This is a genomic window from Rhodococcus sp. IC4_135, from assembly GCF_011602025.1.
Classification (GTDB): domain Bacteria; phylum Actinomycetota; class Actinomycetes; order Mycobacteriales; family Mycobacteriaceae; genus Rhodococcus_F; species Rhodococcus_F baikonurensis.
The window spans coordinates 60745-79344 of the sequence record NZ_JAAOLG010000017.1; the positions used below are offsets into that span (position 1 = coordinate 60745).

The 18600-nt window shown below is 61.6% G+C and carries 17 protein-coding genes, 1 tRNA gene and 1 riboswitch; of the genes, 9 read left to right on the forward strand and 9 right to left on the reverse strand.

What is annotated here, in order from left to right; genetic code table 11:
* Nucleotides 1-67: 67 nt before the first annotated feature.
* Nucleotides 68-148: riboswitch (ZMP/ZTP riboswitch) on the forward strand.
* Between the two features lie 37 nt (nt 149-185).
* A complete protein-coding gene (locus tag G8767_RS24660) occupies nt 186-1097 on the forward strand; it encodes a tetrahydrofolate dehydrogenase/cyclohydrolase catalytic domain-containing protein (protein ID WP_166812436.1) in 912 nt (303 codons plus the stop codon).
* A 164-nt stretch (nt 1098-1261) separates the two neighbouring features.
* Here G8767_RS24660 and G8767_RS24665 read toward each other — a convergent pair whose 3' ends face one another.
* Both G8767_RS24665 and G8767_RS24670 read right to left on the reverse strand, forming a co-directional pair.
* A complete protein-coding gene (locus G8767_RS24665) occupies nt 1262-1912 on the reverse strand; it encodes a hypothetical protein (protein ID WP_166812377.1) in 651 nt (216 codons plus the stop codon).
* 73 nt (nt 1913-1985) lie between these two features.
* A tRNA-Leu gene (locus tag G8767_RS24670) sits at nt 1986-2062 on the reverse strand.
* A gap of 107 nt (nt 2063-2169) precedes the next feature.
* Between G8767_RS24670 and G8767_RS24675 the strand changes: the two genes are divergently transcribed.
* Nucleotides 2170-2787, forward strand: coding sequence for an ANTAR domain-containing response regulator (locus G8767_RS24675; RefSeq protein ID WP_003944029.1), 618 nt, complete (start codon nt 2170-2172; stop codon nt 2785-2787).
* A 216-nt stretch (nt 2788-3003) separates the two neighbouring features.
* The gene (locus tag G8767_RS24680) at nt 3004-4335 is read left to right on the forward strand and encodes an ABC transporter substrate-binding protein (protein ID WP_003944031.1); all 1332 of its coding nucleotides are present in this window, start codon (nt 3004-3006) and stop codon (nt 4333-4335) included.
* Between the two features lie 71 nt (nt 4336-4406).
* Here the strand turns inward: G8767_RS24680 and G8767_RS24685 are convergent, their stop codons facing one another.
* Genes G8767_RS24685 through G8767_RS24700 form a run of 4 tightly spaced genes read right to left on the reverse strand, consistent with a single transcriptional unit; the run spans nt 4407 to nt 8512 of the window.
* Nucleotides 4407-5213 (reverse strand): ABC transporter ATP-binding protein, encoded by an 807-nt coding sequence (locus tag G8767_RS24685; RefSeq protein WP_166812379.1) that lies wholly within the window; start codon nt 5211-5213, stop codon nt 4407-4409.
* Entirely contained in the window at nt 5210-6238 is a 1029-nt protein-coding gene (locus G8767_RS24690) for an ABC transporter ATP-binding protein (protein ID WP_166812381.1), read from the reverse strand. Before G8767_RS24690 ends, G8767_RS24685 begins: the two co-directional genes overlap by 4 nt.
* Complete coding sequence (locus G8767_RS24695) at nt 6231-7220, reverse strand: branched-chain amino acid ABC transporter permease (protein WP_003944088.1); 990 nt, start codon at nt 7218-7220, stop codon at nt 6231-6233. Before G8767_RS24695 ends, G8767_RS24690 begins: the two co-directional genes overlap by 8 nt.
* Before the next feature lie 5 nt (nt 7221-7225).
* Nucleotides 7226-8512 carry a branched-chain amino acid ABC transporter permease gene (locus G8767_RS24700; protein ID WP_206029749.1) on the reverse strand — a complete coding sequence of 429 codons (1287 nt, stop codon included), beginning with the start codon at nt 8510-8512 and terminating at the stop codon, nt 7226-7228.
* A gap of 303 nt (nt 8513-8815) precedes the next feature.
* Here G8767_RS24700 and polA point away from each other — a divergent pair, with 303 nt between their 5' ends.
* Nucleotides 8816-11563, forward strand: coding sequence for a DNA polymerase I (polA, locus tag G8767_RS24705; protein WP_095973345.1), 2748 nt, complete (start codon nt 8816-8818; stop codon nt 11561-11563).
* A 75-nt stretch (nt 11564-11638) separates the two neighbouring features.
* On the opposite strand, the gene trxA is transcribed toward polA, so the two are convergent.
* Entirely contained in the window at nt 11639-12010 is a 372-nt protein-coding gene (gene trxA, locus G8767_RS24710; RefSeq protein ID WP_003944106.1) for a thioredoxin, read from the reverse strand.
* A gap of 74 nt (nt 12011-12084) precedes the next feature.
* Nucleotides 12085-13080, reverse strand: a complete 996-nt coding sequence (locus G8767_RS24715; protein WP_166812383.1) for a helix-turn-helix domain-containing protein — start codon at nt 13078-13080, stop codon at nt 12085-12087.
* 213 nt (nt 13081-13293) lie between these two features.
* Here G8767_RS24715 and G8767_RS24720 point away from each other — a divergent pair, with 213 nt between their 5' ends.
* A complete protein-coding gene (locus G8767_RS24720; RefSeq protein WP_166812385.1) occupies nt 13294-14223 on the forward strand; it encodes a DMT family transporter in 930 nt (309 codons plus the stop codon).
* Here the strand turns inward: G8767_RS24720 and G8767_RS24725 are convergent.
* Complete coding sequence (locus tag G8767_RS24725) at nt 14168-14743, reverse strand: 2'-5' RNA ligase family protein (protein ID WP_206029736.1); 576 nt, start codon at nt 14741-14743, stop codon at nt 14168-14170. The two genes, G8767_RS24720 and G8767_RS24725, sit on opposite strands and share 56 nt — an antisense overlap.
* Between G8767_RS24725 and G8767_RS24730 the strand changes: the two genes are divergently transcribed.
* From G8767_RS24730 to G8767_RS24745, 4 genes are all read left to right on the forward strand, one after another.
* Nucleotides 14709-15806 carry an isocitrate/isopropylmalate family dehydrogenase gene (locus G8767_RS24730; RefSeq protein ID WP_124569811.1) on the forward strand — a complete coding sequence of 366 codons (1098 nt, stop codon included), beginning with the start codon at nt 14709-14711 and terminating at the stop codon, nt 15804-15806. The genes G8767_RS24725 and G8767_RS24730 overlap by 35 nt on opposite strands.
* Before the next feature lie 206 nt (nt 15807-16012).
* On the forward strand, nt 16013-16885 hold the full coding sequence (locus G8767_RS24735; protein ID WP_166812442.1) for an ABC transporter substrate-binding protein: 873 nt from the start codon (nt 16013-16015) through the stop codon (nt 16883-16885).
* Nucleotides 16885-17841: an amino acid ABC transporter permease gene (locus G8767_RS24740; protein ID WP_166812387.1), complete on the forward strand. Its 957-nt coding sequence runs from the start codon at nt 16885-16887 to the stop codon at nt 17839-17841. The genes G8767_RS24735 and G8767_RS24740 overlap by 1 nt, the downstream gene beginning before the upstream one ends.
* Nucleotides 17838-18599, forward strand: coding sequence for an amino acid ABC transporter ATP-binding protein (locus tag G8767_RS24745; protein WP_277346907.1), 762 nt, complete (start codon nt 17838-17840; stop codon nt 18597-18599). The genes G8767_RS24740 and G8767_RS24745 overlap by 4 nt, the downstream gene beginning before the upstream one ends.
* The last annotated feature ends 1 nt before the right edge of the window (nt 18600 follow it).

An 18600-nucleotide genomic window follows, 5' to 3' on the forward strand; every position in this document is an offset into this window, starting at 1 on the left:
GATTTGTCTCGTTTTGAGAGCGGCGTTCTGGATGCGTTTCGTGGCAGTGAAACAAACGCGCGGTACGCTGACCATGCACGACTGGCGCGGGTGGGAATTACCACCGGGGAGTGCACATCGCGAGGCATCGACCGCCTGGGTGCTTCACACATCTTGTGTGAAGGGGATCCATGTCTACTGAAAAGCTGTCTACTGAAAAACTGCCTACCGGAAATCTGTCTACCGGAAATCTGCCCAGCCAGAACGCGCCCGCTCGAGTTATCGACGGACGCGCAATTGCCGATGCTGCGCTCGCGGACTTGTCGGTGCGCACCAGGCAGTTTCGTGATGAGACGGGGCACGTTCCTTGCCTGGCCGCCGTCATCGTGGGAGCGGACCCGGCGTCGAAGGCCTATGTGCGGATGAAGGCCAATCGGTCTGTCGCCGTTGGAATGACGTCGCGGACGGTCGAACTCCCGGTGAGTACAACCACCGAAGAACTCGTCGACGTGCTGAGAGCGTTGTCGGATGATCCTGTGGTCGACGGCATACTGCTGCAGCATCCGGTGCCGGTCCATATCGACGAGCGGGTCGCGTTCGACGCGATCTCGGCCGACAAGGACGTCGACGGCGTTACCTCGGCTTCGTTCGCGGCAATGGCCTTGAACGGTGGGGGATTCGAATCGTGTACCCCGAGTGGCATCCTGCGCCTGCTCGACGCCACAGGCGTCGAACTCGCCGGAAAGCATGCCGTCGTGGTCGGCCGAAGCCCGATACTCGGATTGCCGATGGGGATGCTGCTCCTGCGTCGGGACGCGACAGTGACGTACTGCCATTCGCGAACCGTCGACCTTGCCGCACACGTCGGTACGGCAGACGTCGTCATCGCCGCTGTCGGCGTTCCGGAACTGATCAAAGGGGCGTGGATCAAGCCTGGGGCAGTGGTGATCGATGCGGGGTACAACGAGGGCAACGTCGGAGACGTGGAGTACGTCGCCGCGCTCCCTCATGCCGGCGCGATCACACCGGTGCCGGGTGGCGTCGGCCCCATGACGGTTGCCGTCCTGCTGGAACAAACACTGGCAGCAGCAGTTCGGGCAGCAGCAGTTCGGGCATGAGGATCATGACAGTCGTGTGGGACCGGTCCCACAATCGCCTCGGACCGATTGTGAGACCTCGGTTTCGAGACGGAGATTCAGCCGACCCTCGACAACCGGATTACGGCAGTTGACGACGGCTGCGCCGGGATGCCTGCGCTGGAAGCACAATTGGGTAGTCAATGTCAGTTGTCGACTGCGGGGATGTCGACCGTCAACCGGGACGGTGAATCGGATGTCGACACCGTGTACGTCGGACGGATGTCGACCGTCCCGACAAACGACTGCAGGATCGTATTGTTCACCGCTGAACTGTCCATACGCGTGATACTCGCGCCCTCGTGCGATACAGAGTCGAGCACGGAATCCGATTGGACTCCCATCAGATCGACCTGAAGTATCGATCGACTACCGACGTCCACGACTGTGCTGTCACCCGCTCGGATCGCTTCACTGACATATTCGGCTTTCCAGAACACAGATCCGCTTCCGTCGAAGCGATAGGTGATGCGAGTGAAACCATCGTGATCGGTCACGTCGATCTCGGTCACCTCGACGCGCGGATTCGGTGAAGGGATCTCCGTGTCGTTCGGCAACGGGGGAAGCATGGAGATCTCGGTGGATGGGGCATCGACCGGAGGGGATCCGACCTGAAGGGTGCCGGTCTGTGTTGCAGCATCGAGGACGGTCTGGGTGGAAGATTCGCCGGCAGTGTTGGATTCGCGGACAGTGTTGGATTCGCGGGCGGTGTCGAATTGGTCGTCAGTCTGACACCCGGAGAGCAGCACGAAGATAAAGATTGCTCCGAGCAGAGCAATCAGCCGACGACCGTTCATGGATCGAATCTAGCTGCGGTTGATCTGGGGTACAGCCGAATGCCGAACCTTGCGGTACGGCGGCTGCGGCAGGTGGTGCCCTCGGTGAGACTCGAACTCACACTGGACGGGTTTTGAATCCGTTTCCTCTGCCAATTGGGATACGAGGGCTTGTTGCGATGACTACATTAGAAGATGCGATTTCAATGTCAAACACCGGTACCCTCTAATCGTTCGCGTCTCGTGTCGGGGCGGTTCGATGGAGGAGGATGGTGGCCATGAATTCGCCGCAGCCGCAAGGCAATCAGCTCGCACCCCGTCGTGTTGTCGTCGCTGAAGACGAGGCGTTGATCCGCATGGATCTGGTCGAGATGCTTCGCGAAGAGGGCTACGACGTCGTCGGTGAGGCCGGCGACGGGCAGGTCGCGGTGGAGTTGGCCGAGTCGCTCAAGCCTGATCTGGTCATCATGGACGTGAAGATGCCCAGGAGAGACGGCATCGACGCCGCTTCGGAGATTGCCGCCAAACGCATCGCTCCTGTTGTCATTCTCACAGCGTTCAGTCAGCGCGAGTTGGTGGAGCGCGCGCGCGATGCCGGCGCCATGGCTTACTTGGTCAAGCCGTTCTCCATCAGTGACCTCGTTCCCGCCGTCGAATTGGCGGTCAGTCGTTTCCGAGAGGTGACGGCGCTCGAGCGTGAGGTCGCCGATCTGTCCGACCGGCTCGAAGCACGCAAGCTGATCGAGCGTGCCAAGAGTGTTCTGATGGTTCGCCAAGCGCTCACCGAACCCGAGGCGTTCAAGTGGATCCAGCGCGCGGCGATGGACAGGCGTTCCACGATGAAGGCCGTCGCACAGGTCGTGCTGGAAACCCTGGGCGGTGAACCGGACGCTTGAGCGAAGTGTCCGGAACCCGGCTGTATCGAGCAGCTGCGTCGACGTTCGAAACCTCGCGCAGCGCTACAGCCGTGTAAACACTGTGCGCCTTCAGATAACAGTCAGGTCACAGGGCTTTCTTGACGGATCGCGAAACGGTTCCAAGGTCTAGCGTCTGATCCCACAGCGAGCGCCAGTTCGGGTGGCGCGAGCACCGGCTGATCTTAGGAGCGTGGGATGGCTAGACGAACACTTGTGCGTACTGCTGCAGTTCTCGGCGCGGCATCACTGGCACTTGCAGGCTGTAGCTCGGACAAGTCGGATGACTCGTCTTCGAGTGGCTCTACGTCCGGCGCTTCTGCCGCGACGACATCCGTCACGACCGATTGCACCCCGGAGCAGGCCAAGGCCGGCGCCACCCCGTCCACGGAAGCACTGCGCATCGGCACGCTTCTTCCCGACACCGGCAGCTTGTCGTTTCTCGGGCCGCCGATGGTCGCGGGCACCCAGCTGGGAGTCAACGACGTCAACGCAGCCGGAGGCGTTCTCGGCCAACCGGTCCAGCTGATTCCCGGCGATTCGGGTGACACCACAACGGACACCGCCAACACCACCGTCGACCGCGAATTGGCTGCAGGCACTCAGGTCATCGTCGGCGCCGCGTCGTCGTCGGTCTCGCTCAAGGTGATCGACAAGATCGCCAGCGCAGGCGTCGTGATGTTCTCGCCCGCCAACACCTCGGACCAATTCGTTTGCTACCCCGACAAGGGCATGTACTTCCGCACCGCTCCGACGGACGTACTGCAGGCTCAGGCCGTCGCACAGCTCATTTCGGACGATGGTGGTCAGCGCGTAGCGATCATGGCCCTCAACGACCCGTACGGGACGGGTCTGGCGGACAACATCGAAAAGAATCTGATCGATTCGGGTGTCCCGTCCGATCAGATCGAGAAGATCATCTACGACCCGAACGCACAGTCGTTCAACTCCGAAGTCGATCAGGTCAAGAACTTCAATCCGGATGCAGTGGCATTGGTGGGCTTCGAAGAGTCGGCGAAGATCATCACGCGCATGCACGAAGTGGGCATCGGTCCGTCGGACGGAATGGCGATGTACGGCGTGGACGGCAACATGGGTAACGCGCTGGGCGAATCCGTGGCGAAGCCGTTGCTCGACACGATGCAGGGAACTACGCCCCTGACGGACGTCGGAGCTGCCTTCCAGGATCGTCTGAAGGCTGTGAACCCCTCCCTGATCGACTTCAACTACGCCGGAGAGTCGTACGACGCGGTGGTGATCTCAGCGCTCGCTGCCGAGCAGGCGAAGTCGACGGCCGGTACCGACATCGCAGCCAACATCAACAGCGTCACCGAAGGTGGCACCAAGTGCACGTCCTATGTCGAGTGCCTGCCGTTGGTGAAGGCGGGAACCGACATCGACTACGACGGCATCACCGGTGAGTTGGACTTCAACGATTCGGGAGAACCGTCCATCGGTTCGTACGGAAAGCTCAAGTTCGGCCCTGAGAACACGCTGACCACAGAAGGATTCGTGGTCGTGGGCAAGTAAGTGGTGTGCAAGTAAGCAGTCGACGAGAACGGGCCAGGGTCGCCAGACCCTGGCCCGTTCTCGTGTCCTTCCTACTTCTCTTTGCTTCCGGCGAGCGTTCCCAGGTACAACTCGATAACCTTGGGGTCGTTCATCAGATTGGCGCCGGTGTCGGTGTACGCGTTCTTACCCTGATCGAGTACGTAGCCGCGGTCGCAGATCTGAAGGCAGCGGCGCGCGTTCTGCTCGACCATGATGACCGAGACACCCGCAGCATTGATCTTCTTGCAGCGGATGAACACCTCGTCCTGGAACATCGGGGACAGACCCGCGGACGGTTCGTCGAGGAGCAGAACCGACGGATCCATCATCAGGGCCCGGCCCATGGCGACCATCTGACGTTCACCACCGGAGAGTGCACCGGCCTTCACCTTTCGTCGTTCACTCAGCAGCGGGAACAGTTCACTCACGAAGGCGAATCGTTCCGCGAATGCCTTGGGTCGCAGATAAATCCCCATTTCTAGGTTTTCTTCGATAGTCAAAGTCTGAAAGACGTTCTGCGTCTGAGGGACGTACCCGACTCCCTTCTGGACGAGGACATGGGCGGGCGCAGATGTGATGTTGTCCTCGCGGAGGGTGACCGACCCTTCGCGTACCGGTATCAGTCCGAACAGTGATTTCAGGAGTGTCGATTTGCCTGCGCCGTTCGGTCCGATGATCCCGACGATTTCTCCTTCCTTCAGGAAGAAGTTGCATTCACGCAGGATGTTGACGCCCGGAATGTAGCCCGCGACGAGGCTGTCGGCGCGGAGCAGGGCACCGGCCGACAGTCTCTGATGCTCCTCGGCAGTCGCGGCGAATTCTGCAGGCGTGAGTGAACGTGCTTGGTTCTCGCTCATGGCTTCTCGTGCCTTCCGCGCGGTTCCTCGGGACTCGATTCCAGCGCAGCGGCGAGATCGGCCGGAAGGTTGTCGATGTCGGGCTCCGACAGATCCCCACCTGTTTCGAGGGTTTCGACCTCGGCTTCAGCCAGAGCGGCGGCCAGAACGGCCGTCTCGCCCATCGGATTTCCGTTGTCGTCGAACTCGAGGGCCTGGTCATGGTGGCTGCCCAGATATGCGTCGACGACGGCAGTGTTGGACGAGAGCTCGTCCGGGGTGGATTCGGCGATGACGCTGCCCTGTGCCATGACCACCACCCAATCGCTGATGTCTCGGATCACGTCCATGTCGTGCTCGACGAACACGACCGTCATTCCGTCGTCGCGCAGTGACTTGATGTGTCCGAGCAGGCTTTGCGTCAGAGCAGGATTGACCCCGGCCATCGGTTCGTCGAGCATCACCACCGAGGGAGAGGTCATGAGTGCGCGAGCCATTTCGAGCAGTTTGCGCTGCCCACCGGAGAGTGAACCGGCGAGGTCGTCTGCCTTGGTGTCGAGTTTGAATCGTGCGAGGAGTTCGTTGGCGCGTTCGGTGATCTCGCGTTCCTGCCCTTTCCAGATCCACGGGACGAGAGAAGCGAAGATGCGTTCACCTCGTTGGCCGGTGGCACCCAGTCGTACGTTGTCCAGCACCGTGAGTTTGGAGAGCGCCTTGGTCAACTGGAACGTCCGTACCACTCCTTTCCTGGCTACCTGGTGGGGATACATGCGGCCCAGCGATTGACCGTCCATCGACCACGTACCGGTGTCCGGCCGGTCGAATCCGGTGAGGAGGTTGAAGAGCGTCGTTTTTCCAGCACCGTTGGGGCCGATCAGACCCGTGATGCACCCGCGTTGAATCTCGAGGTGATCGACGTCGACAGCCTTGAGACCGCCGAACGTCCGCGAGACGTGGTCAGCGACCAATACCGGGTCGGGTTTCGCCGACCCGGGAAGGTGAGGAACGTCGGCAAAGATCTGTGCTCTGGTATCGGCGTCAAGCATTGAGTTGCACCTCCCGCTTGTTACCCAGTATTCCCTGCGGTCTGAAGACCATCAGGAGAGCGATCATCAACCCGAGCAGGACATACCTGGTGGCTCCGACTTGCTGTTCCGTCAGTGAAAGCAGCGGATTTTCGCCGGAGATCGCCTGACGCAACAATGCATCAGGGATTGCGAGAAGGAACCAGAACAACATTGCGCCGACCACCGGGCCGAATACCGTTGCCGCCCCGCCCAGAATCAGCGCGCCGAACGCGAAGAACGTCTGCGCGGTCGAGTAGAAGTCCGGGTTGATGGACTTGGTCTGCAGGGCGTTGAACACACCGGCCAGACCACCGATCACGCCGCCGAGAACCAGCGCCTGCATCTTGTACACGAAGACGTTCTTGCCCAACGATCGCGCTGCGTCCTCGTCTTCACGCACCGCCTTGAGGACACGCCCCCACGGACTGTGCGTCAACAGGTAGACGAATCCGCACAAGATCAACACGAGGGTCCATCCCACGACCATCGACCAGAGGTCGTCTCCGTAGAACTTCACGCCGAGAAACGAGTACTGCTTGGCCGAGTCGAAGGGGCTCAGTGCGGTGAACGGGTCTGCGAAACCGAACAGGCCGTTGGTGGAACCGGTCACCGAATCCGACGCGGTCGAGCGGAAGATCAGACGCAGGATCTCCGACGCGGCGATGGTGACGATGGCGAGATAGTCGGCGCGCAGACGCAGCGTCGGGATACCGAGCACGAGTGCGAGGAGACCGGCTGCGGTGAGTCCGACGAGGATGCCGAGCCACAACGGCTGGTCGTAGGTCACGGTCATGATGCCGACGCCGTAGCCGCCCAGGAGGGCGAAACCGATCTGACCGAAGTTGAGCAGTCCGGCGTAGCCGAAGTGCAGGTTCAGCCCGATTGCCAGCAGTGCGTAGAAGATTGCCGACGGCCCGATCAACTGGGCGAAGGAAACCTGGAAAGCTCCCATGATGTCCATATTCGTCACCCGATCCTTTGTCTGGATCCGAGGATGCCCTGGGGGCGAACCACGAGGATCACGATCAAGACGAGAAGTCCGCCGATGTATTTGAGGTCGGGGTTGATGATGAGCGTGGAGAGTTGGACCAGAAGTCCGACGATGACGCAGCCGAGTAGCGCCCCGTACGCGGTTCCCAGACCACCGAGGGTGATTCCGGCGAACATGAGCAGCAAGAGTTTGAAGCCCATTTCCCACTGGACGCGTCCGCCGAGTTCGGAGATACCGAACAGCACACCGCCGAGGGCGGCCAATCCGCCGCCGAGACCCCAGACGAACATGATCACGCGTTCGACGTTGATTCCCGAGGACGCGGCGAGGTCACGATTGTCGGAGACAGCGCGCATGGCCTTTCCGATCCGAGTTTTCTGCAGGAGAAGGGCGACGCCGACCAGGACGACCAGACTGACGATCATGACTATCGCGTTGGCGTCGGTCAGTGCGATCGGGCCCCAGTTCTTCTCGACCTGGCCCTGGTAGTCGTCGAACGGTTCGGCGCGGTCGGAGAAGAAGATCAGGATCAAGTAGCGCAGGGAAATCGCGAGACCGATCGAGACCACCAATTGTGCGATCAACCCGGTCTTGCGCTTGCGCAGTGGTTTCCAGACGATCCCGTTGGTCAGCAGGCCGATACCGATGCCGACCAAGATCGCGAGGATCGTGGCCGGAATCAGCGGAACGCCGAAGGACGTGTTGATCACCCACGCAGCGACGGCTCCCAACGTCACCATCTCGCCGTGAGCGAAGTTGGTCAGGCCCGTGGTGCCGTAGATCAGGCTCAAACCCACTCCGGCGATCGCGATCACGAGGCCGAACCGCAGGCCGTCGACCGTCGTGCGAATCAGCTTCTCGCCGAAGCTGACATTCGAGGCGGTACGTACCTCGCCGAACGAGAAGATCACGGTGTTCGCGCGGCCGGCCACCACCTCGCGTTCGACAGCGGCTTGCACACTGACCCCGTCGGGGAGTGAGTCGGCAACGATCTCGAAGGTGTAGGTGCCCGGTGCCACGGCCAGCTCCCAACGGCCGTTGGATGCCGATTCTCCGGCGGCGACTTCGGTGCCGGAAGAATCGAGTGCACGCACGGTGACGCCTGCGAGGCGTGTGCCGCCGTTGTTGAGATTGCCGCTGACGGGGACAGCGTTGTCGGGAACCGGTGCTGTCGGCGGTGCAGGGGAAGTGGTCGGTTCCTGAGCCGAAGCAGTTCCGGCCAGGCTGAGTAATGCGAAGAACGTCAGTAATGCAAAGGCCAGTAGTCGGCTGAGTGTCGCGAGGGTCTGCCGTTTCACTACGGGTGGGGCCACGTACGTCCTCCGAGCGGGTCGGGAATAGCGCGTCTGGACAAAGGTGCCGCGCAGCAGAGGGATTGTTCCGTTGCTGCGATTTCCGGACTCTAACGGCTCCGTTCGCTTCAGATGGGGTTCTGAGATTTCCGGGATGTTTCGGTTCCGTATCGAAGGGCAATGGCTGCATCAATTGTCCGATTCTTGCGTCTGTTCCTGCATAAACAACGGCGAAGGCGTCGATGTCGGTCGCGATCCCTAGACTGATGAACCGTGAGCCCCGCAACCACAACTCGGTCCAGCACGTCCACCGCTCCAGCCGGCACCACCGGCAAGGCGGACGATCGCCCTCTCTTGATGCTTCTCGACGGGCATTCGTTGGCGTTCCGCGCCTTCTACGCGCTGCCCGCAGAGAACTTCAAGACACACAGTGGTCAGGCCACCAACGCGGTGTACGGCTTCACGTCGATGTTGATCAATCTTCTTCGTGACGAGCAGCCCACCCACTTGGCCGCGGCCTTCGACGTGTCGCGTCAGACGTTTCGCGCCGACCTGTTCCCCGAGTACAAGGCACAGCGCGCGAAGGCTCCGGACGAATTCAAGGGCCAGATCGACATCACCAAGGACGTTCTCGGCGCGCTGGGCATCCCGGTCATGGCCGAGGAAGGTTTCGAAGCCGACGACGTGATCGCCACGTTGACCACGCAGGCGGAGGCACTCGGATACCGGGTTCTCGTCGTGACCGGTGACCGCGACTCGCTGCAGTTGGTGACCGACAACGTCACTGTGCTCTACCCGAAGAAGGGCGTCTCGGAGCTCACCCGATTCACGCCGACTGCGGTAGAGGAGAAGTACAGCCTCAGCCCGTCGCAGTATCCGGATTTTGCTGCCCTGCGCGGCGACCCGAGTGACAACCTCCCCGGCATCCCCGGCGTCGGCGAGAAGACCGCAACCAAGTGGATCCGTGAGTACGGCGACCTGCAGGGACTGGTCGACAACGTGGACAAGGTTCGCGGCAAGGTGGGGGACTCACTACGCGAGAACCTCGCGAACGTCCTGCTCAACCGTCAGCTCACCGAGATGGTTCGCGACGTTCCGTTGCCGTACACGCCTGAGCAGTTGGTGTTGGCTCCGTGGGACCGCGAGAAGATTCATGCGTTGTTCGACGATCTCGAGTTCAAGGTTCTCCGCGATCGGCTGTTCGCCACCCTGTCGTCGTCCGAGCCCGAAGCAGAGGAAGGGTTCGAGGTCAGCGGCGACGCACTCGCCCCGGGTGCGGTTGCCGCGTGGCTCGACGCCCACGCGCGAACCGGTGAGCGTCACGGCGTGACGGTGCTCGGAACCAGAACTCCGTTTGCCGGCGACGTCACTGCGCTCGCGATCGCGGCCTCGGACGGTGAATGTGCATACATCGCGGCATCGACGGCAACGCCGGAAGACGAAGCAGCTCTCGGTGATTGGCTCGCCGACCCATCGCAGCCGAAGGCCCTGCACGAAGCCAAATGGGCGATCCACGCTCTGCGTGGGCGGGGTTGGACGCTCGGTGGACTGACCAGCGACACCGCTCTGGCCGCATACCTCGTCCGGCCGGGTCAGCGCAGCTTCAACCTCGACGACCTCTCGCTCCGCTACCTCAAGCGCGAACTTCGCGCCGAAACATCCGGCCAGGAACAGCTTTCACTGCTCGACGACACCGAACAGCTCGATGCCGAAGCGGCTGAGACCGCGATGCTCAGCGCTCAGGCCGTTCTCGACTTGGCAGCTGCGCTGGACACCGAGTTGGAGTCGATCGAGTCCAAGTCGCTGCTCTCCGACATGGAACTGCCGTTGACGATCGAGCTCGCCCAGATCGAGGCCACCGGCATCGCCGTCGACAGCGCGCATCTGCATGATCTTCAGAGCCGTTTCGCCTCCCAGGTCGCCGACGCCGCCAATTCCGCGTACGAGGTGATCGACAAGCAGATCAACCTGGGTTCGCCCAAGCAGTTGCAGGTGGTCTTGTTCGAAGAACTGGACATGCCCAAGACCAAGAAGACGAAGACGGGCTACACCACCGACGCCGAGGCGTTGCAAGGTCTGTTCGACAAGACAGGACACCCGTTCCTCGAACACCTTCTCGCGCACCGTGATGCGACGCGTATGAAGGTGACCGTCGACGGTCTTCTCAAGGCCGTGGCCGAAGACGGGCGCATCCACACGACGTTCAACCAGACGGTTGCCGCAACCGGGCGTCTGTCGTCGACCGATCCGAACTTGCAGAACATCCCGGTGCGAAACGACGCGGGACGCGAGATTCGCGACGGATTCGTAGTCGGGCAGGGTTTCGACGTTCTGCTCACTGCCGACTACAGCCAGATCGAAATGCGCATCATGGCGCACGTGTCAGGCGACGAGGGACTGATCGAGGCATTCAACACCGGTGAGGACCTGCACAGCTTTGTCGGCTCGCGCGCATTCGGGGTACCGATCGAAGAAGTAACACCTGAACTGCGGCGCCGGGTCAAGGCGATGTCTTACGGTCTGGCGTACGGGCTGAGTGCCTACGGTTTGGCGTCGCAGCTGAAGATTTCGACCGAAGAAGCGAAGCAGCAGATGGATGCGTACTTCGCTCGCTTCGGCGGCGTGCGGGATTACCTCCACGCGGTGGTCGAGCAGGCACGTAAGGACGGTTACACCTCGACGCTCTACGGTCGTCGTCGCTACCTGCCGGACCTCAACAGCGACAACCGTCAGCGTCGTGAGGTGGCCGAACGTGCTGCCCTGAATGCGCCGATCCAGGGCACCGCAGCCGACATCATCAAGGTTGCGATGATCAATGTTCAGAAGGCTCTCGCCGACGCCGGATTGAAGTCGCGCATGCTGTTGCAGGTGCACGACGAATTGGTGCTCGAAGTGGTCGCCTCCGAGTTGGAGGAAGTCACCGCACTGGTCAAGGACAAGATGGCCACAGCCATCGAGTTGTCGGTACCCCTGGATGTTTCGGTGGGTACGGGTCGAAGCTGGGACAGCGCGGCTCACTGACTCGGCTTCAAGACAGTCTCTCCACGAAAAGAGCGCGCTCCGAATCGAATTCGATTCAGAGCGCGCTCTTTTTCACTATTCAGCTGAAGCGGTCTGCTCTGCGATCTGCTTGCGGACCTCGTCCATGTCGAGTGCCTTGACCTGAGTGACGAGCTCTTCGAGCTGAGCGGCGGGAAGAGCGCCGGCCTGGTTGAACACGAGTACGCCTTCGCGGAAGGCCATGATCGTGGGGATCGAGCGGATGTTGGCGGCTGCAGCGATTCCCTGCTCGGCCTCGGTGTCGACCTTTGCGTGAACGACGTCGGCGTGCTTCTCCGAAGAGGCTTCGAACGTCGGCGCGAACTGGCGGCACGGGCCGCACCAGGAGGCCCAGAAGTCCACGAGGACGACGTCGCTGCCGTTGATCGTTTCGTCGAAGTTCTGCTGGGTGAGTGTCTGGGTGGCCACAGGGGTCCTTTCCATTGTGCGGGCTGTTGGTGTGTGCAACGCCCCGGAACCGCTGATTCTTCCCTGAGCCGATTTCAGCTTGCGTTCTCGGTCGCCCGAAACGTCCGGCGGTAGGCCTGGGGCGTGGTGCAGCGAAGCCGGATGAAGTGCTGGCGAAGCACGGCGCCGCCGCCGAAACCGACGCGTTCTGCGATGACATCGACGGAGAGATCCGAATTCTCCAGGAGTTGCTGGGCGGCCAGTACCCGTTGATCACTGAGCCATCGGGCGGGAGTCGTTCCCGTTTCCGCTTGGAAACGGCGGGCAAACGTGCGAGCGGACATGTTCGCTCGGGCCGCGACCATACCGACAGTGAGATCGAGGGTGAGATTCTCCGTCATCCAATCGAGGAGTGGGGCAAGGGTTGCACTCGGCGTCGAAGTGAGGGGAGTGGCGACGTACTGGGCCTGCCCACCGTCGCGGTGGGGTGGCACCACCATCCTTCTCGCGATGCCGTTGGCCACGCGAGAACCCTGTTCCTTCCGCACGATGTGCAGGCACAAGTCGATTCCAGCCGCGGTGCCTGCGCTGGTGAACACCGGATCCTCGTCCACGTACAGCACGTCCGGATCGACCTTGGCTTCCGGATACGTCTGCGCCAGCCTTTCTGCGTGACGCCAATGCGTCGTGCATCGCTTGCCGTCCAGGAGTCCTGCCGCCCCGAGGACGAACGCTCCGGTGCACAGGCTGGCCACCTTGGCGCCGCGGGCTACAGCCTCACGCAGTTTGACCAACAGGGGATCGACACTCGAGTCGGGACTCGGTGAACACATGTAGGCGTCGCCTGCGTCGTAGGTTCCGCCGGCGGAAACGACGATGAGATCGGCGTCGTCGAGGGAATCGAGGTTGTACGGAACATCGATGGTGTAGCCGAAGCGCGTTCGGATCGGGCCCGGAACAGCGGCGATCAGAGAGAAGTCGTAAGTCGGGAGGCCGTCGTCGGATCGGTCGAAGCCGAATACTTCACATGCCACACCGAGTTCGAACGCCTCGGTCATCGGCATCAGTGGGACCACCACTTTCGCGAGCATCTTTCGAGTGTGACAGAAAAAGGGCGAAGTGGCAGAAAATCGTCCAAGTCTGGCTTTTCTGCCACTATTGCTGTGTCGGACATTCCGTCAGGCTGTACACATGGCAATCATCGTCGTCAGCCTCCTGGTCCTACTGGTCCTGAACGTACTAGCTCTTGCCGGACGCACACCCGACACTCGTCACGATGTCAGTCCGCATGGAGACTTCACCCTTTGAGGGCAAGTCTGGCCATTCAATACACCGCAGCTGCGCTGGTGTGGGGAGCCAGTTTCCTCTTCATGAAGATCGGGCTCGAAGGTCTGTCCTTCACGCAGGTGGTTCTGTGGCGCTTGGTCTTCGGTGCGTTCGCGCTGATTCTCGTGTCAGCGGTCAGCCGGATCGGCCTACCGCGGGAATTTCGCGTCTGGAAGCACATGGCGCTTCTCGCAGCGACGCAATGCATCGTGCCATGGCTGCTGTTCAGTTGGGCGGAGCAGAACATGTCCTCGGGGCTCGCGAGCATCTACAACGCCACCACGCCGCTGATGACAATGGCTGTCTCCCTTGCCTTCCTGCCGGGGGAAACGCTGACGCGATACACGTCGCTGGGGTTGCTTCTCGGATTCGGAGGAGTGCTGATCGTGTTGGCGCCGTGGAATCTCGGCGTCGCCGGAAGTGTGAGTGCTCAGGTCGCTTGCCTGGGAGCGACTGCGTCGTACGGCATTTCGTTTGTCTACCTCAGACGTTTCGTGCTTCCGCTCGGTGTCGACACTCGTGCGGTCGCGCTTATGCAGATCAGTATCGGCGCTTTCGTGATGGTTCTGGCCTCTCCGATCGTCGCAAGCGCGCCGATGCACCTGACGCCGGCAGTTGTCCTGTCGATGATCGCGCTGGGCGCACTGGGGACCGGACTCGCATTCATCTGGAACACCAACGTCGTTCGCGGGTGGGGGCCGACAGCGGCATCCACCGTCACTTACCTCAGCCCAGTGGTGGGCGTCGCGCTCGGCGCAATCGTGTTGGACGAAAGCGTTGGCTGGAATCAGCCTGTTGGTGCACTGGCGGTGATCGCGGGAATCCTGGTGACCCGACGTGCAACCCGCTCTGTCACAGCGGCGGCGTCAGTAACCATTCCGTCTTCCGTTCACCGTCCCAGCGCCTGATCGCGCCGCTGTGCCCGAGAATCACGTCGGTACCGACCAAGCCGATGGCTTCGCCCAGACGTGCAGGTTCGACGCGTCGGGCGAGCGTTACATGCGGCGTCCACCCGCCGGGCTCGACGTGGGCGGGAAGTGCCGTCGAGCCAGCTGTGGCTTCGGCTATTTCCCGGTGCAGGTGAAGGAGTGCGCGCGAAGGAATGACCGAGCGCGCCAAGACCATCTGCTTGCCGCCGAACACGACGTAGCCGCCGAGTCGGACTTCGAAGTCCGGGGCCGAGAAGCGCCGTTTCAACTGTTCGTCGATCTCCGCGGGGATCTCGCGGGCGACGAACAGCGTTATGTGCGGGCGGTTGGACGGGCCGTGATGGGACGCCTGACTTGGTAGTCCGGCGTCGGCGAGAAGCTGCCATTGTGCTCGGACTGCCGCCTCGCTCGCCGGATCGAGGAGCAATTCCACCGACTGGACCATGGTGAGCAATGATTGCCTGATGACAGGTGCGAGCGCAATCGGTACTCCGGCCATGCGGCTGGGACTCATGCACGGCGACGGAATCGGCCACGAAATCGTCCCGGCGACACGGCAGATCGTGGATGCGGCGCTGTCATCGGTTCATGCTCCTCCCGTCGAGTGGGTCGAGCTTCCGCTCGGGAGTACAGCCATCGACACTCATGGCACGCCGATTCCCGACGAGACTATCGATGCGTTGGGGCAGCTGCAGGGCTGGATCCTCGGACCCCATGACAGCGCGTCGTATCCCGAGAGGTTTCGCGGACAACTCACCCCCGGCGGCGTCATCCGGAAGAAGTTCGAGTTGTTCGCGAACATCCGACCGGCAGCAGCGTTCCCCGGCGTCAAGGCGATGGTCCCCGACATGGATCTTGTGATCGTCCGCGAGAACACCGAGGGGTTGTACGCGGATCGGAACATGGCGGTCGGCAGCGGCGAATTCATGCCGACGCCCGACATCGCGCTGGCCGTCGGTGTGTTCACCCGCGCTGCGTGTGAACGGATCGCACGCACTGCCTTCACGTTGGCGTCGCGTCGTCGCAGTCACGTCACGATCGTCCACAAGGCGAACGTCCTCACGCTGACCACCGGCCTCTTCCGCGACGCCTGCAGAACCGTCGCCGCAGAGTTCCCACACGTGGTCGTCGACGACGAGCACGTCGACGCGATGGCGGCGCACCTGGTTCGGCGCGGCGGCGACTTCGATGTCGTGGTGACCGAAAACATGTTCGGCGACATTCTGTCCGATCTGGCGGGCGAGCTGTCCGGTTCACTCGGAACCGCGCCGTCGATCAACGCTTCCGAGACACAGGTCATGGCTCAGGCTGCGCATGGTGCAGCACCCGACATCGCCGGGAAGAACCGGGCGAACCCGACGGCACTGTTCCTCTCCAGCGCGATGATGCTCGACTGGCTCGGTGATGCACGGGGAGATCGGTTGTTGTCTGCGGCAGCACGCCGGATTTCAGATGCCGTTCGCACGACCATCGCGTCGGGCATCGCGACCGCCGACCTCGGCGGTTTGGCATCGACCAGCGAATTTTCCGAAGTCGTGTACGCACACACTCTGCGTCGCTGATTCTTGTACGACAGGCCGGAATCTTGCGAAGTCGGCGACGGTGGAACTCCTGCCGTAACCTACCGTTCGACTGAATTTCGGATGGACGTTGCAAGTGCGGCGATCGACGAGTGGAGAGCAGAGTCGTGGTCGATGAAAACGCACGGGCACCAAGGCCTCGTGGCGTGAGTTATGGCTCGAGCAGCGGCGGGCGTTTGCGCGCCAACGTGGTGCGAGTCCTGTTGGTGGGCTTGATCGTCGCACTGTGCGGCGGATGTGTCACCAACAACGAGGGTCTCGTTCCCGAAGGACCGCCGCTCGATATCCAGAAGGTGCCCGAGATCGCCGCACTTCTGCCGCCCAAGGTCACGGATTCGGGCAAGCTGCAGGTCGGCGTCAACATTCCGTACGCCCCAAACGAATTCAAAGACGAGAATGGCAAGATCGTCGGTTTCGACGTCGACCTGATGAATGCCGTTGCCGCCGTGCTCGGGGTCGAAGCTGTCTTCAACCAAGCCGACTTCGACAAGATCATCCCCGCTATCCAGTCTGGAAGTTACGACCTCGGCATGTCCTCGTTCACCGACTCCAAGGAGCGCGAGAAGACGGTCGACTTCGTCACGTACTACAGCGCGGGTATCCAGTGGGCGCAACGGCCGGACAAGCCAGTCGATCCGAACAACGCATGCGGGCTGCGAGTGGCGGTGCAGACCACGACCACCGAGGACATCGACGAGGTGCCTGCCAAGAGCGAGGCATGCGTGGCCGAGGGCAAGCCCCCGATCGACAAGATCAAGTACGACAGCCAGGACGACGCGGCCAACGCGCTCATTCTCGGTCGAGTCGACGCGCTGTCCGCTGATTCGCCAGTGACCGGCTATGCGATCAAACGGAGCAAGGGCCGGATGGAAGCTGCGGGAGAACCCTTTGATTCGGCGCCTTACGGCTGGCCGATCGTGAAGGGTTCCGCCCTTGGACCCGCCCTGCAGCAGGCAATGCAGTATCTGATCGACAACGGCGTCTATCAACAGATCGCGCAGACCTGGAGTGTCGAGGCCGGCGTCATCGAAGTATCCAAGATCAACGGCGCGGAGAGCTGATGAACATGACAACAACTGAGACCGGCGATCCGGTGCCGATCAAGGCGATCCCACTACGTAGGCCTGGTCGTTGGATCGCCGCGGTGGTCGTCGTGGTCCTCTTCGGACTCTTCGTTTACGGCGCGGCGACCAACGAAGCATTTGCGTGGGGGACTTACGGTCAGTACTTGTTCGACAAACGTATTTCCGCAGGTGCGTGGACAACGATCCAGCTCACGGTGCTGGCAATGGTGATCGCAATCGTCCTCGGCGTGATTCTGGCAGTGATGCGACTCTCTCCCAATCCGGTGCTTCGCGCCGCTGCCTGGGGTTATCTGTGGATCTTTCGCGGCACCCCGGTGTACGTCCAGTTGGTCTTCTGGGGCTTGTTTCCGTCGATCTACAAGAGCATCGATCTCGGCATCCCCTTCGTGCATCAGTTCGCGCACATCAATCTCCAGGACTTGCAGGCAGCGTTTCTGTTTGCGGTGATCGGTTTGGCATTGAACGAGGCCGCCTACATGGCCGAGATCGTCCGTGCCGGCGTGAGTTCGGTCAACGAGGGCCAGACCGAAGCATCTGTTGCATTGGGTATGACGTGGAGTCAGACGATGCGTCGAACGGTGCTGCCGCAGGCAATGCGCGTGATTATCCCGCCGACCGGCAACGAAGTGATCAGCATGCTCAAGACGACATCGCTGGTGACGGCGGTCCCTTACAGCTACGAGCTGTACGGCCGCGCGCGTGACATATCGGGCGCGAACTTCGAGCCGATTCCGTTGTTGATGGTCGCAGCTACGTGGTATCTCGCAATCACCAGCGTGCTCATGATCGGGCAGTACTACGTCGAGCGGCATTACTCGAAGGGCGCTTCACGTGTGCTGACCACGCGCCAACTTCAGGCACTCGCCGACGCTCAAGGCAAAGCTACGGTAGTGGAAACGCTTCCGGATACCCCCGGAGGAGAACGCAAATGACACCGATGGTGAAAGCAGACCGAGTTTGTAAGAACTTCGGCGCATTGGAGGTCCTGAAAGGGATCTCGCTCGAGATCGACCCCGGCCAGGTCCTGTGCCTCGTCGGGCCGTCCGGTTCGGGCAAGTCGACGTTCTTGCGCTGCATCAATCACCTCGAGCAGGTCAACGCCGGCCGACTGTACGTCGACGGCGACCTGGTGGGCTACTCGGAGAAGAACGGCAAACTGTACGAACTGCACCCACGAGCAGCGGCCAAACAACGCCGCGACATCGGGATGGTGTTTCAGCACTTCAATCTGTTCCCGCACCGCACCGCTCTCGAGAACATCATCGAAGCGCCGACGCAGGTCAAGCGCGTCAGTAAGAAGAAGGCCGTCGAACGCGCGAAGGATCTCCTCGATCAGGTCGGGTTGAGCGCCAAAGCCAACGCCTACCCGGCCCAGTTGTCGGGCGGTCAGCAGCAAAGAGTTGCCATCGCTCGCGCTCTCGCGATGGACCCGAAGCTCATGCTGTTCGACGAGCCGACGTCCGCGCTCGACCCCGAACTCGTCGGTGAAGTTCTCACCGTGATGAAGCAGTTGGCCAAAGAAGGCATGACGATGGTGGTCGTCACCCACGAGATGGCTTTCGCCCGCGAGGTCGCAGACCAGTTGGTGTTCATGGACGGGGGAGTTGTGGTCGAGGCAGGCGAGCCGCGAGAACTCCTGGCCAATCCGCAGCACGATCGGACCAAGGCGTTCCTGTCGAAGCTGCTGTAGC

Bases quoted from the DNA above. Each gene is read 5' to 3' on its own strand.
- G8767_RS24715 (WP_166812383.1), bottom strand. From the start codon at position 13,080: ATGCTCGCGAAAGTGGTGGTCCCACTGATGCCGATGACCGAGGCGTTC.
- G8767_RS24695 (WP_003944088.1), bottom strand. From the start codon at position 7,220: ATGGACATCATGGGAGCTTTCCAGGTTTCCTTCGCCCAGTTGATCGGG.
- G8767_RS24730 (WP_124569811.1), top strand. From the start codon at position 14,709: ATGACAGGTGCGAGCGCAATCGGTACTCCGGCCATGCGGCTGGGACTC.
- G8767_RS24665 (WP_166812377.1), bottom strand. From the start codon at position 1,912: ATGAACGGTCGTCGGCTGATTGCTCTGCTCGGAGCAATCTTTATCTTC.
- G8767_RS24680 (WP_003944031.1), top strand. From the start codon at position 3,004: ATGGCTAGACGAACACTTGTGCGTACTGCTGCAGTTCTCGGCGCGGCA.
- G8767_RS24740 (WP_166812387.1), top strand. From the start codon at position 16,885: ATGAACATGACAACAACTGAGACCGGCGATCCGGTGCCGATCAAGGCG.
- G8767_RS24725 (WP_206029736.1), bottom strand. From the start codon at position 14,743: ATGGCCGGAGTACCGATTGCGCTCGCACCTGTCATCAGGCAATCATTG.
- G8767_RS24685 (WP_166812379.1), bottom strand. From the start codon at position 5,213: ATGAGCGAGAACCAAGCACGTTCACTCACGCCTGCAGAATTCGCCGCG.
- G8767_RS24745 (WP_277346907.1), top strand. From the start codon at position 17,838: ATGACACCGATGGTGAAAGCAGACCGAGTTTGTAAGAACTTCGGCGCA.
- G8767_RS24675 (WP_003944029.1), top strand. From the start codon at position 2,170: ATGAATTCGCCGCAGCCGCAAGGCAATCAGCTCGCACCCCGTCGTGTT.
- G8767_RS24690 (WP_166812381.1), bottom strand. From the start codon at position 6,238: ATGCTTGACGCCGATACCAGAGCACAGATCTTTGCCGACGTTCCTCAC.